This is a genomic window from Streptomyces sp. NPDC001848 (assembly GCF_042891915.1).
Classification (GTDB): domain Bacteria; phylum Actinomycetota; class Actinomycetes; order Streptomycetales; family Streptomycetaceae; genus Streptomyces.
This window is the reverse complement of the sequence record NZ_JBIATP010000010.1, coordinates 135,186-148,458: the sequence shown is the minus strand read 5'-3', so window position 1 is coordinate 148,458 and position 13,273 is coordinate 135,186. Positions and strand designations below refer to the sequence as shown.

Annotated in this window: 10 protein-coding genes; 7 read left to right on the top strand and 3 right to left on the bottom strand. The window is 68.0% G+C overall.

Annotated features, from left to right (window positions below; all coding sequences use genetic code 11):
- Positions 1-161: 161 nt before the first annotated feature.
- Positions 162-2,957 (top strand): N-acetylmuramoyl-L-alanine amidase, encoded by a 2,796-nt coding sequence (locus tag ACFYZJ_RS21710; protein WP_388570500.1) that lies wholly within the window; start codon positions 162-164, stop codon positions 2,955-2,957.
- 78 nt (positions 2,958-3,035) lie between these two features.
- Here ACFYZJ_RS21710 and ACFYZJ_RS21705 read toward each other — a convergent pair whose 3' ends face one another.
- Positions 3,036-4,400, bottom strand: coding sequence for an aspartate aminotransferase family protein (locus tag ACFYZJ_RS21705; RefSeq protein ID WP_388570498.1), 1,365 nt, complete (start codon positions 4,398-4,400; stop codon positions 3,036-3,038).
- Between the two features lie 19 nt (positions 4,401-4,419).
- On the bottom strand, positions 4,420-4,935 hold the full coding sequence (locus ACFYZJ_RS21700) for an Lrp/AsnC family transcriptional regulator (RefSeq protein ID WP_103839939.1): 516 nt from the start codon (positions 4,933-4,935) through the stop codon (positions 4,420-4,422).
- A gap of 165 nt (positions 4,936-5,100) precedes the next feature.
- Here ACFYZJ_RS21700 and ACFYZJ_RS21695 point away from each other — a divergent pair, with 165 nt between their 5' ends.
- From ACFYZJ_RS21695 to ACFYZJ_RS21670, 6 genes are all read left to right on the top strand, one after another.
- Positions 5,101-6,540 (top strand): gamma-aminobutyraldehyde dehydrogenase, encoded by a 1,440-nt coding sequence (locus ACFYZJ_RS21695; protein WP_388570497.1) that lies wholly within the window; start codon positions 5,101-5,103, stop codon positions 6,538-6,540.
- A 939-nt stretch (positions 6,541-7,479) separates the two neighbouring features.
- Positions 7,480-9,063: an ATP-binding protein gene (locus tag ACFYZJ_RS21690; protein ID WP_388570495.1), complete on the top strand. Its 1,584-nt coding sequence runs from the start codon at positions 7,480-7,482 to the stop codon at positions 9,061-9,063.
- Positions 9,064-9,105: 42 nt separating this feature from the next.
- On the top strand, positions 9,106-9,543 hold the full coding sequence (locus tag ACFYZJ_RS21685) for a roadblock/LC7 domain-containing protein (RefSeq protein ID WP_388570494.1): 438 nt from the start codon (positions 9,106-9,108) through the stop codon (positions 9,541-9,543).
- Positions 9,544-9,545: 2 nt separating this feature from the next.
- Positions 9,546-9,926: a DUF742 domain-containing protein gene (locus ACFYZJ_RS21680; protein ID WP_388570492.1), complete on the top strand. Its 381-nt coding sequence runs from the start codon at positions 9,546-9,548 to the stop codon at positions 9,924-9,926.
- Positions 9,904-10,506: an ATP/GTP-binding protein gene (locus tag ACFYZJ_RS21675; protein WP_388570491.1), complete on the top strand. Its 603-nt coding sequence runs from the start codon at positions 9,904-9,906 to the stop codon at positions 10,504-10,506. The genes ACFYZJ_RS21680 and ACFYZJ_RS21675 overlap by 23 nt, the downstream gene beginning before the upstream one ends.
- A 31-nt stretch (positions 10,507-10,537) precedes the next feature.
- Complete coding sequence (locus tag ACFYZJ_RS21670; protein ID WP_388570490.1) at positions 10,538-11,128, top strand: GAF domain-containing protein; 591 nt, start codon at positions 10,538-10,540, stop codon at positions 11,126-11,128.
- Positions 11,129-11,219: 91 nt separating this feature from the next.
- Here ACFYZJ_RS21670 and ACFYZJ_RS21665 read toward each other — a convergent pair whose 3' ends face one another.
- A complete protein-coding gene (locus ACFYZJ_RS21665; RefSeq protein ID WP_388570488.1) occupies positions 11,220-12,449 on the bottom strand; it encodes an acyl-CoA dehydrogenase family protein in 1,230 nt (409 codons plus the stop codon).
- Positions 12,450-13,273 lie beyond the last annotated feature (824 nt).

Sequence of the window (13,273 nt, the reverse complement as noted above, 5' to 3'; positions counted from 1 at the left end):
ACGCAAATGATCGCTGTTCGCCCCGCGCATTGTGTGCGCGGGCGTCTTCCCTGCTAACGTCCGCCTGCCACCCCCCCTGATCGGCCTGCGTATGGCCAGAACAGGAACGGTCTTTGAATCGCAAGCAGCGAAAACACCGCCGGTCGAGGGTGCGGGTGGGAATGGCTGCCGGAGGCGCGCTCGCGCTCGTCGCGGCGGGAATCGCGGCCGTGGCGCAGGCCGGCCAGTTGGGTGGCTCACACCCGTCGGCGGTCGCTCCCGGTGCCCTGCAGGACGATTTCGCCTCGGCTGCACGGGAGTTCCACGTGCCGCAGAGCGTGTTGACGGCGGTGGCGTACCAGCAGAGCCGTTGGGACACCCATGCGGGCCGGCCGAGCATGACGGGCAATTACAATGTGATGGGCCTCACGCAGGTGTCCTCGACCGACGTGCGCAAGCCGTCGCAGAGCGAACGCATGCGCGAGTTGGACCTGCGCGGCGAGGACCGTCGGGGATCCTTCCACCCGTCGGAGCACGTGCTGGCCGCTGTGGGCGCCGTGCAGACCGACGCGCCCGCACTGCACACACTGGAGCAGGCGGCGAAGCTCATCGGCGAACCGGCGGCATCGCTGCGCACCGACATGAGGCAGAGCGTACGCGGAGGTGCGGCGCTGCTGGCCGAGTACGAGCGCGCGGCGACCGGCGGGCTACCGACCGACCCGGCGCAGTGGTACGCGGCGGTGGAACGTTACAGCCAGTCGCCGGACAGCAAGGGCGCGGCACAGTTCGCGCAGCGCGTCTACACCCACATGCGTACGGGGATCCGCCGTGTGACCGCCGACGGCCAGCAGGTGACGCTCGACGCGCGGCCCGCGCTGAAGCCGCAGACGAACACGGCCGCCTACTCGACCACCGGCACCACGCACACCGGCTACGCCACCGCGACGGGCGCGAGCTACACCACCGCCATGGCCGCCACGGCGACCAGCACCCCGGCCCCGGAGTGCCCGTCCGGTCTGACGTGCAACTTCGTACCCGCTGCGTACCAACAGACCAGTTCGACGGACAAGACGCAGTACGGCAACTACGACATCGCCGACCGGCCCTCGGACGGCGACGCGATCAACTACATCGTCATCCACGACACCGAGGGCGGCTACTCGGCGTCGGTCGGCCAGTTCCAGGACCCGACCGCCGGCGCCAGCGCCCACTACGTGATCCGCTCCTCGGACGGGCTGGTCACGCAGATGGTGGCCGACAAGGACGTCGCCTGGCATGCGGGCAACTGGTACATGAACCAGCACGCCGTCGGCGTCGAGCACGAGGGCTACGCGCTCCAGGGCGGGAGCTGGTACACCGAGTCGGAGTACGAGTCGTCCGCCGCGCTGGTGAAGTACCTCGCGGGCAGGTACGGCATCCCGCTCGACCGCGAACACATCATCGGCCACGACGACATCACGGGCCCGCTCGACGCGTACGTGGCCGGCATGCACTGGGACCCGGGCACCTACTGGGACTGGAACCACTACATGTCGCTGCTCGGCGCGCCGAACAGCAACCCGGCCGGCTCGCCGCTCGTCGCCGGTGAGGTGGTGCGGATCGCGCCGCCGTTCGACACGTCGTACGAACCTCCCGTCGACGGCCAGTCGGCGCAGCCCGCCGACTTCGTCTACCTGCGCACCGGGCCGTCGAGCAGCGCATCGCTGATCACGAATCCCTACTTCTCCTCCGGAACGACCGTCGCCGCCGACTGGAGCGACAAGGCGGTCGCCGGTCAGGACTTCGTGGTGGCCGCACAGCAGGACGACTGGACCGCGATCTGGTACGGCGGCATCAAGGCGTGGTTCTACAACCCGCACGGCTCGTACACCGTTCCGGTCTCCGACACCTCCGCGTTCACGGTGGTCACCGCCCGGGACGGGGCCAGCTCCATACCGGTCTACGGGCGTGCCTACCCGGAGGCGAGCGCCTACCCGAGCGACCTCACGGCGCAGCCGGTGACGCCGCTCACCAAGTACACCGCTCCCTCCGGGCAGTTGTACGTCGCCATCGCGAAGGAGACGTCGGGCTACTACCGCTCGACCACGTTCGACGGCAGCGCCCCGCACGACCGAACGGTGATCAGCGGCACCACCACCTACTATCCGATCCGCTACAACCACCGTCTGGCGTACCTGAGTTCGGCGGACGTGAAGGTCGTCTCCGCGGTACCCGGCCCGGCCGCCTCGACGCGGCAGAACGTCATCGCCCGGGACGGCTCCGGTGACCTGTGGCAGTACCAGGGCACGGGGGCGGCGTCGTCGCCGTTCCTGTCGCGGTACAAGATCGGCTACGGGTGGGGCGGCTACAACGCCATGACGCCGATGTCGGTCTTCCACGCCGACGGCACGGGTGACCTGGTCGCCCGGGACGGCTCCGGCAACCTCTGGTACTACCAGGGCAGCGGCAACCCGTCGGCGCCCTTCAAGGCGCGGGTGAAGGCCGGCTACGGGTGGGGCGGTTACACCATGCTCGGCATGGGGGACCTGACCGGTGACGGGAAGACGGACCTGCTCGCGCGGGACTCCTCGGGGAACCTGTACGTCTATCCGGGCACCGGCAGTCCGACGTCGCCCTTCGGGCCGCGCGTCAAGGCCGGCTGGGGCTGGGGCGGCTACACCATGGTCAACGGCGGCGACCTCAACGGTGACGGCAAGGGGGATCTGCTCGCGCGGGACTCCTCGGGGAACCTGTACGTCTATCCCGGCACCGGCAGTCCGACGTCGCCCTTCGGACCGCGCGTCAAGGCCGGTACGGGCTGGGGCGGCTACACCATGGTCGGCCCCGGTGACGTGAGCGGTGACGGCAAGGCGGACCTCGTCGCCCGGGACTCCTCCGGGAACGTGTACGTCTATCCCGGTACCGGCAGCCCCACGTCGCCGTACGGCTCACGCAGCGGTATCGGTACGGGCTGGAACATCTACGACACCATCATCTGACCGGCAGACCGCCGGCCTGACGAAGCCCGTGCGCCCCGGACGGTGTGCCGTCCGGGGCGCACGGGGATCTCCGCGGGTCTACAGCTTGGTCCACGCCTCCGTGAGCGTGGCGCGCAGGATCTGCTCGATCTCGTCGAAGGTCTCCTGGTTCGAGACCAGCGGCGGGGCGAGCTGGACGACCGGGTCACCGCGGTCGTCGGCGCGGCAGTACAGGCCGTTGTCGAACAGCGCCTTGGACAGGAAGCCGTACAGGACGCGCTCGGTCTCCTCCTCGTCGAAGGACTCCTTGGTCGCCTTGTCCTTGACCAGCTCGATGCCGTAGAAGAAGCCGTTGCCGCGGACGTCGCCGACGATCGGCAGGTCGTGCAGCTTCTGCAGGGTGGAGAGGAACGCGGCCTCGTTGTCCAGCACGTGCTGGTTCAGGCCCTCCCGCTCGAACAGGTCCAGGTTGGCCAGGCCCACCGCGGCGGAGACCGGGTGGCCGCCGAAGGTGTAGCCGTGCAGGAAGGTGTTGTCGCCCTTGTAGAACGGCTCGGCGAGGCGGTCGGAGACGATGCACGCGCCGATGGGGGAGTAGCCCGAGGTCATGCCCTTGGCGCAGGTGATCATGTCCGGGACGTAGCCGAACTTGTCGCAGGCGAACATCGTGCCCAGGCGGCCGAAGGCGCAGATGACCTCGTCCGAGACCAGCAGCACGTCGTACCGGTCGCAGATCTCGCGCACCCGCTGGAAGTAGCCGGGCGGCGGCGGGAAGCAGCCGCCGGCGTTCTGCACCGGCTCCAGGAACACGGCCGCGACGGTGTCCGGGCCCTCGAAGAGGATCTGCTGCTCGATCTGGTCGGCGGCCCAGCGGCCGAAGGCCTCCGGGTCGTCGCCGAAGATCGGGGCGCGGTAGATGTTGGTGTTCGGGACCTTGTGCGCGCCCGGCACCAGCGGCTCGAAGGGGGCCTTCAGGCCCGGCAGGCCGGTGATGGACAGGGCGCCCTGCGGGGTGCCGTGGTAGGCGACCGCGCGGGATATGACCTTGTGCTTGGTGGGCTTGCCGACCAGCTTGAAGTACTGCTTGGCGAGCTTCCAGGCGGTCTCCACCGCCTCGCCGCCGCCCGTGGTGAAGAAGACCTTGTTCAGGTCGCCCGGGGCGTAGTCGGCGAGCCGCTCCGCGAGCTCGACGGCCTTGGGGTGGGCGTAGGACCACACCGGGAAGAACGCCAGTTCCTGCGCCTGCTTGAACGCCGTCTCCGCCAGTTCGGTGCGGCCGTGGCCCGCCTGGACCACGAAGAGACCGGCGAGACCGTCGAGGTAGCGCTTGCCCTTGTCGTCGTAGATGTAGGTGCCCTCGCCCCGGACGATGGTGGGGACGGGCGCGTTCTCGTACGAGGACATGCGGGTGAAGTGCATCCACAGGTGGTCGTACGCGGTCTTGCTGAGGTCCTTGGTACTCACGGCTATCGGGTCCTCACGGTTATCGGGTTCCCCACATGTAGGTCTGCTTCTTCAGCTTGAGGTAGACGAAGCTCTCGGTGGAGCGCACTCCGGGGACGGCCCGGATGCGTTTGTTGATGACTTCCAGCAGGTGGTCGTCGTCCTCGCAGACGATCTCCACCAGGAGGTCGAAGGAGCCCGCGGTCATCACGACGTACTCGCATTCGTCCATCGCGGCCAGTGCGTCGGCCGCGGACTCCACGTCGCCCTCGACGTTCACCCCGACCATCGCCTGCCGGCGGAAGCCCACGGTGAGCGGGTCCGTGACGGCGACGATCTGCATCACGCCCTGGTCGAGCAGCTTCTGGACGCGCTGGCGCACCGCCGCCTCCGACAGGCCGACGGCCTTGCCGATCGCGGCGTACGGCCGACGGCCGTCCTCCTGGAGCTGTTCGATGATGGCGAGGGAGACGGCGTCCAGCTGGGGTGTGCCGTTCTTGGACTCGCGGGAGTCCCTCTGGTCTGCGCTTCGACTGGCCACGACCTCACTGTGCACGACGGATCGACAGTTCCGCAAGGCGGGATCGATGAAATTCGTTGTTTCTGTGATCTCAGTCTGCGGATTTCGCAGCACTGGCGCAATCGAGGGTGTTGAAAACGTCGGCCGACGGACTAGGGTGGGTGTCTCAGCGATTGGACACCCGAACTTGGAGGGCCCGCAGTGAGCACCGAGCTGCGTCGTCTGCGCAACTACATCGACGGCGAATTCCGTGACGCCGCCGACGGACGGACCACCCAGGTGGTCAACCCCGCGACCGGCGAGGCGTATGCGACCGCCCCGCTGTCCGGGCAGGCGGACGTCGACGCCGCGATGGCGGCCGCCGCGGCGGCCTTCCCGGGCTGGCGCGACACCACGCCCGCCGAACGGCAGAAGGCCCTGCTGAAGATCGCTGACGCCTTCGAGGAGCGCGCCGAGGAACTGATCGCGGCCGAGGTCGAGAACACGGGCAAGCCCATCGGGCTGACCCGGTCGGAGGAGATCCCCCCGATGATCGACCAGATCCGCTTCTTCGCGGGCGCCGCCCGGATGCTCGAGGGCCGCTCGGCCGGCGAGTACATGGAGGGGATGACCTCGATCATCCGCCGTGAGCCGGTCGGTGTCTGCGCACAGGTCGCGCCGTGGAACTACCCGATGATGATGGCCGTGTGGAAGTTCGCCCCGGCGATCGCGGCGGGCAACACGGTCGTGCTGAAGCCGTCGGACACCACCCCGGCATCCACGGTCCTGATCGCCGACATCATCGGCTCGATCCTGCCCAAGGGCGTCTTCAACGTCATCTGCGGCGACCGCGAGACCGGCCGCATGATGGTGGAGCACCCGACCCCGGCGATGGCCTCCATCACCGGCTCCGTCCGCGCCGGCATGTCGGTCGCCGAGTCCGCGTCCAAGGACCTCAAGCGCGTCCACCTGGAGCTGGGCGGCAAGGCGCCGGTCGTCGTCTTCCAGGACACCGACATCGCCAAGGCCGTCGAGGACATCTCGGTGGCGGGCTTCTTCAACGCAGGGCAGGACTGTACGGCCGCCACCCGCGTCCTGGTCCACGAGTCCATCCACGACGAGTTCGTGGCCGCGCTGGCCAAGGCGGCCTCCGAGACCAAGACCGGTCAGCCGGACGACGAGGACGTGCTCTACGGTCCGCTGAACAACCCGAACCAGCTCAAGCAGGTCTCCGGCTTCATCGAGCGCCTGCCCGCGCACGCCAAGGTGGAGGCCGGCGGCCACCAGGTCGGCGACAAGGGCTACTTCTACGCCCCGACCGTCGTCTCCGGCCTCAAGCAGGACGACGAGATCATCCAGAACGAGGTGTTCGGCCCGGTCATCACCGTGCAGTCCTTCACCGACGAGGAGCAGGCCGTCGAGTACGCCAACGGCGTCGACTACGCCCTCGCCTCCTCGGTGTGGACCAAGGACCACGCGCGCGCGATGCGCATGTCCAAGGCCCTCGACTTCGGCTGCGTGTGGATCAACACGCACATCCCGCTGGTCGCGGAGATGCCGCACGGCGGCTTCAAGAAGTCCGGCTACGGCAAGGACCTGTCGGCGTACGGCTTCGACGACTACACGCGGATCAAGCACGTGATGACGTCGCTGGACGCGTAGCCCTCCGAGGGTGAGCGGACACACGGCCCCGGGCGGGAGTCTCCGCCCGGGGCCGCGGTGTGTCCGGAGGCGTCGCTTCCCGGTGCGGCCCCGACTCCGGCCGGGCGCCGGCGCGGGAGGAGGGCCGGATGCGGTGCCCGCGGGGGGCGGGCCGGGTGCGGTACGCGAGGGGGCGGGTGCGGCGCGCGCGGGGCGGGTAGCGAGACGCCCGGGGCCGCCGAACGTGGGTCCCTCACGCGGAAGTTGTTCAGTTGGTTCGGAGAAGCCCCAGTCCGTGACGTCGGGTTCGCCGGGCAGGTCCCGGCGCGCCACGTCCTGGAGTCACCCGGTCGATACACGGCATGCTCCAAGAGCGCGATCCGTACGATCGTCGCCGGCCGCCCCCTGCGCACCGGCCTGGAGTCGGGAGCGCTGCCGCCAGGAACACGACCGGCTCACCGGCGGGTGTGAAAGGCGCTCGTCGCGAAGATGCAGCGCCTCCGTAGGCCAGGCGCGGCCGGAAGGACACTCGGTGGAGCGCTGGAGACCTCTGGCAGCGCTCTGTACTCTCCGCTCGGGGCACTGAGACGCGCGATGGTGGCGTAGCCGGGCTTGTACCTGGGCCACTGCCGCCCGCCGGAGCATCTAGCTCCATTTCGCTGAATCAGTGCGCCCCTTTTTGTGGTGGTTGCGGTAGCGATGTGATTACTGTGCATTCATGAGATTGGTCTAGGGTGGCCGTGCTATTAACTGCCCAATCGCTTACCCCGAGTTGACGGTTGGTCGGCGGCGTGCTGCTCGCGCACCCCCGCGCTGATCGAGAGGACTCTCATGTCTGAATCTCCGGCATATGCAGCGCCCTCGGAAACCGGTCGCACGGCCGCTTCGGGCCCGGCACGAAGCAGGCACGGCAAGCCGCCGGCACAGAACGAGAAGCCCGATCCCGCGACCCGCTCCAGGATGCGCCGCCTCGCGGTCCTTCCCGCGGCCTTCATGGCGGTGTTCGCGGCCGCCGTCGTGGCCTTTGTCCTGCACGCCCAGGCCGGCTCGGCGGACGCCGCCACCTGGGGCGTCCTGACCGGTGCCCTCGTCATCGGAGTCACGGTCCTGATCGTGGCCGCACGCGCCGCCACGGCCGAGGCCCGTCGCGCCGCCGAGCGCCAGGCCTCACTGCTGAACACTGTCACCACGGGCCAAAATGAGCTACAGGGGATGGTGGTAGCGCTGGAGCGGGGCATGCGGGTGACCCTTCCCCAGTTCACACGACAGGCTCCCGCTGAGTCTGACGGGATGGGCCGTGTCGAGCACGCAATCGCTCGAACGCAGTTCGAGGCGAAGGCCGCCCTCGCACGGGCGGCGCAGCTCGCACAGGGCACGGCACCGGGCAGCGAGGAAAGGGTCGAGGTCTTCGTCAACCTGGCCCGGCGCCTTCAGTCTCTCGTGCACCGTCAGATCACCATGCTGGACGGGCTGGAGAACGAGGTGGAGGACCCCGAGCTGCTCAAGGGCCTCTTCAACGTCGACCACCTGGCGACGCGAATCCGCCGGCATGCGGAGAACGTGGCGGTCCTCGGCGGCTCCATCTCGCGCCGTCAGTGGACCCGTCCCGTGTCGCTGATGGAGGTGCTGCGGTCATCGATCGCCGAGGTCGAGCAGTACTCTCGGGTCAAACTGGTCCCGCCGATCGAAGGCTCCTTGCGCGGCCACGCGGTCGCCGACGTCGTCCACCTGCTGGCCGAACTGGTGGAGAATGCCACCGCGTTCTCGGATCCCAGCACCGAAGTACTGCTGCGTGCTCAGAGGGTGACGGCCGGGCTGGCCGTCGAGGTCGAGGACCGCGGCCTGGGCATCTCCCTGGAGGAGCAGGCCCGGCTGAACTCCCTGCTCTCCGAGCCTGACCGCCACGACCTCGCCAAGCTGCTCGCCGACGGTCGTATCGGCCTGTACGTGGTCTCCGAGCTGGCTCGCCGCCACAACATCGCCGTGCGGCTCCAGAGCAACATCTATGGCGGCATCCAGGCGGTCCTCGTCCTGCCGCACCCGCTCATCGGCGACGAGGCCGACGAAATGTCCTCTCAGGCCACTGTCGCAGCCAACCAGCACGTGCCGCCTGCCGTATCCCAGCGTCCCCCTGTCCAGGTGGAGCCCGAGATGCGATACGTACCTCCGCCGCTGGACACAGCGCAGCCGATGCACCAACGCCAGCCGATGCCCCGCATCCAGCCGATGCCTCAGGTTCAGCAGATGGCCGCCCCGACTCCTGCACCGCAGCAGCCGACTCCGCAGTCCCCAGGGCCCGTGCGGCACCAAGCGGCCAACCGACCCGGGCCATACGACGAAGACCCGCGCACCGGGAGGCCGCCGCTGCCACAGCGCCGGGCGCAAGAGCACATCGTGCCAGAGCTCAGGAACGCGCCTACTGCGCGTATGACGGGGGGCATGCCGCAGGGCGAGCACGACCCGGGACTGATGGCGGCCTTCCAACGAGGACAGCGTCTCGCCGACGACGTATCCGCCGACAGCCCCGCTGACGACTCCCGCTAACCCGCAGATCTTGTACGCACCCCCGAGGAGAAAGACGCCGCCATGGTGAGCGACACGCGCAATGGTCAAACCCAGGACCTCGACTGGCTCCTGCAGCGCCTTGTCCAGACAGTCCCGCATACTCGTAGCGCGCTTCTGCTGTCTGCCGACGGTCTCAGGAAAGCGGCGGACGGGCTGACGCCCGACGACGCAGACCACATGTCGGCCCTGGCCTCCGGGATGTACTCACTCGCCCGCAGTGTAGGTATGCGCTTCGGTGACGGCGATGATGTGCGGCAGGTCGTGGTGGAGCTGGACACGCTCCTGCTGTTCGTGACCTCGGCCGGCTCGGGGACATGCCTGGCGGTTCTGGCCGGTCGGGAAGCCGATGCCGCCGTACTCGGCTACGAGATGGCCATGCTGATCAAGAGCGTCAAGCCGTATCTCGCGACACCTGCCAGGCACCAGACGCCAGCCGCGCCGGGCACTGTGGGGCGCTGAGGATGACGGATTCGCAGGAAGGGATGTGGCTCGACGACGAGGCCGGACGTTTAGTCCGGCCCTACACCGTCAGCAATGGCCGCACCCGTCCCGCCACGCACTTCGACCTGCTGAGCCTCGTGATGGCGACCGGCATCCGGCCGAAGACGTACCTCGGTCCCGACTACGACCAGGTCCTCACTCTGTGCGAGCGCCGCCCCATCTCGGTTGCCGAGATCGCCGCGCGACTCCGGCTGCCGGCCGCCATCACCAAAGTCCTGTTGTCCGACCTCTTGGGGCACAAAGCGCTCACCGCACAGGCGCCCCGCCCCATTGAGGCGGCCTCCCCAACCGACCGAAAACTCCTGGAGGCGGTGCTAGATGGCCTTCGCAAGCGGATCTGACCCCTTTCCCACTGCGCTGAAGATCCTCATCGCTGGTGGATTCGGGGTAGGCAAGACCACCTTCGTCGGGTCGGTCAGCGAAATCGCACCGCTGAGCACCGAGGAACTGCTGACCCAGGTCAGCGCCCGAACAGACAGCCTGGTGGGTATCGAAGACAAGACGACCACCACGGTCGCCATGGACTTCGGTCGCATCACCATCAGCCAGGACCACGTCCTCTACCTGTTCGGTACGCCGGGGCAGGAACGGTTCTGGTTCATGTGGGACGAACTGTCCAACGGAGCGTTGGGCGCGGTCGTCCTCGCCGACACCCGCCGGCTGGACCAGTGCTTCGCCGCCGTGGACTTCTTCGAGCGGCGGGGCATCAGCTTCGTGGTGGCCGTCAACCAGTTCGACGGGGCTTACCACTACGAACCCGAGGAGATCCGCGCGGCCATCGATCTCAAGCCTGAGGTGCCCGTTGTGCTGTGCGACGCGCGCCAGTGCAGTTCGAGCACTCAAGTACTCATCGCGCTCGTAGAGCACCTGCTTGCCCCGGCTCCCGGCACGCCGCCCGCGGAGCCCACCCTGCTGCGCTGACGCTCGGCCAGCGCCGTCGAATGGAGCCTGCATGTCCACGCCCGTCCCGTACACACCCCAATACGACCCGACAGCCCCCAGGCTGGTGACGCCCGAGGACCCGGACGCACCCGCCCGGGTAGCCCGACTGCGGCAGATCGGCGTCGGTAATCTGCCCGTCCCCGAGTTCGACGAGTTCGCCCGCAACTTGGCGCGGACCGTCGGTGCTCCCTACGCGATGGTCAACTTCATCAACGAGCAGCAGCAGTACTTCGCCGGCCTCTTCACCCCCGCGGACGGACAGAGCATGGAGCTGGGGCCGCAACAGGCCGGCACCAGCCGAGTGATGGCCCGCGATCACGGCTGGTGCCCGCACGTCGTGGTGCGGAAGAAAGCGTTGGTGCTGGAGGACGTCTGTGACTATCCACGATTCGCCGGAAACCCGGTCATCAACGAGATCGGCATCCGCTCGTACATCGGTGCTCCGCTGATCGACTGGGACACAGGAATCGCTCTGGGCACGGTCTGTGCGATTTCCCCTGAAATCACCCCCTGGGGGCGGCAGGGCCTGGACCAGATCAAGTCGCTGGCCCAGCAGATGGTCAATCGACTGCGCGAGATAGAGGCTCAGGGCGCGCTCTGAACGCGCGCAGGGCGGTCGCTCTCGGCCGGATAGCCCGTGGCGAGGCGAGTGGGAGCCGCGGGCACCGCGCTGTGTCCGTGGCTCCCTGCGTTTACCGGGCAGCTGCCTCCAACTGCTCGTCGCCCAGGTGGTCCGTCGGCCCGAGCCTCACCAGATCCGCCAGGCGTTCGGACCACTGGCCCTTGGCCGTACCGAGCGCGAACTCCCCCAGGCGCAGGAGCTGGATCTCGGACGTGCCGGCTGGTGCGTAGATGTGCTGAGCATCGCGCAGATACCGCTCCACGGGACGATCGGTGAACAGGCCGCTCGCGGCGTGGATCTTCATACAGTCTTCGGCCGACTCCATGGCGGCTTCTACGTTGAGGTACTTGGCGGACATCAGCTCCGCGTCGCAGGGCTTGCCCTGATCCAGGAGGTGCACGGCGTGGTACGCGGCCAGTCGGGCGGTCATCAGGCGATGCTGCATCAAACCTAGCTTCAGTTTGACGTTGTGCAGCTCGCCCAGCGGCTGGCCGTAGCGCTCGCGCTTGATGCACAGGGCGGCCGTCTCTTCGACGACCGCTGTGTGAATGCCGAGGGAGACCGCCGTCAGGTTGGGCCTGCCGTAGAGCACACTGGACGAGTAGGCGACGGCAAGGCCCTCACCCTCGGCCCCGAGGAGATTCGCCGCCGGCACCCGGCAGTTGTTGAAGACGAGTTTCCCGAAGCTGAAGCCATGCAGCCCCATGGCAGGCTGGTGTTCGGCCAGGGAGAGACCGGGCCGGTCCTTCTCGACGAGGAAGGCCGACAGGCCCTTGGACCCCTCGCCGGTCCGAGCGACCACGCCGTGCAAGTCCCCGACATGACTGTTCCCGACGAAGACCTTGTGGCCGTTGAGAACGTAGTCATCGCCGTCACGGACCGCGGTGGTGGCCATGCCGAGGACGTGGCCACCCGACTGTTCCTCCGTGGTCGCGATCGTCGGCAGGCAGTCCCCCGCGGCGATCCGCGGCAGCCAGGTTCTCTTCTGGACATCGTTGCCGAAGTGGATGATCTTGGCTACACCCAACTGGCTGGCCTGCACCATGGCACCCATGGCACCGCTGACCCTGGCGAGTTCCTCGATGATGATCGTCTTGGCCAGATGCCCGGCGCCCATGCCTCCGTACGCTCGGTCGATGGTGACGCCGATCCATCCCTGTCGTGCAATCAACCGGGCCAGCTCGTGCTCCACGGCCCGAGTCGCCTCCATCTCCGGTATGCGGGGCCGTATCTCGCGCTCGGCGAACTCACGCACGCGATGTCGCAGGTCCTCATGCCACTGCTGGGTGAAGTACCCCACAACCCCTCCTTCGCGCTACCTCCGCACCCACTCGGGTGCGGGGGACGTCCCTCGGCAGTGGTTCTCCGCCTCCAGGCAGACCGTCGATCTGATTGTCGTCTTATCGATCCATCTCAGCCAAGATCGCGACTGCTGTTTGACTCAAACACTGCACTTTGCGAAGCCATCCCGACCGCACGATGTGATAGAGCGTTTGTTCGAGACAGGCAGCAATGAGCCGGAGTGACGTATGGGCGAGCCGGGTCACCTGGTACTGGCTCAGGCCCCGCCACCAGCCAAGTACTTCTCCAAGGCGCGGCCGGCCGGCACTGCAATCGGTCATCCACTCGTTGGCCGATTCCAGCCTGTCCAAGAACGGCGATCACTCCACACCGAGCGACCTTCAGCCAACCTCCCCGCAGCGCGGATAAAGCGGTTTCTCGCTGGGCACACTTACGGTCCGGCCGTCACCATGCCCCGAGCTCGTCGAGGTGCAGGGCCTTCCTCCGGTGCCACCGGTGGGCAAAGGTGCGGTCCATCCCCATGCGGACTCCGCAGCCAAGCCGGCACTTCCGCACGTCCGGAACCGGGTGCCTGTCCAGCGAGCGATTCACCCAGCGGATCCGGGCGAGGCAGCTTTCCCTCCCGGAGCGATGACGCCCGCGCTCCCGTCGAGGTGCCGAGAGGGGAACGATCCAGAGCGGAGGCCGTGGCCTGTCGGGTAGGTCAGTGGCCAGGAGACGGGTCTCTTGCCGAGCGGTGGATGAACGCCAGGCAGGTGGGGTGTCCTGCGCCTTTTTCCTTCAGAGCCGTGCAAGTGAAGGAGCCGCGTTGACACCGCATAC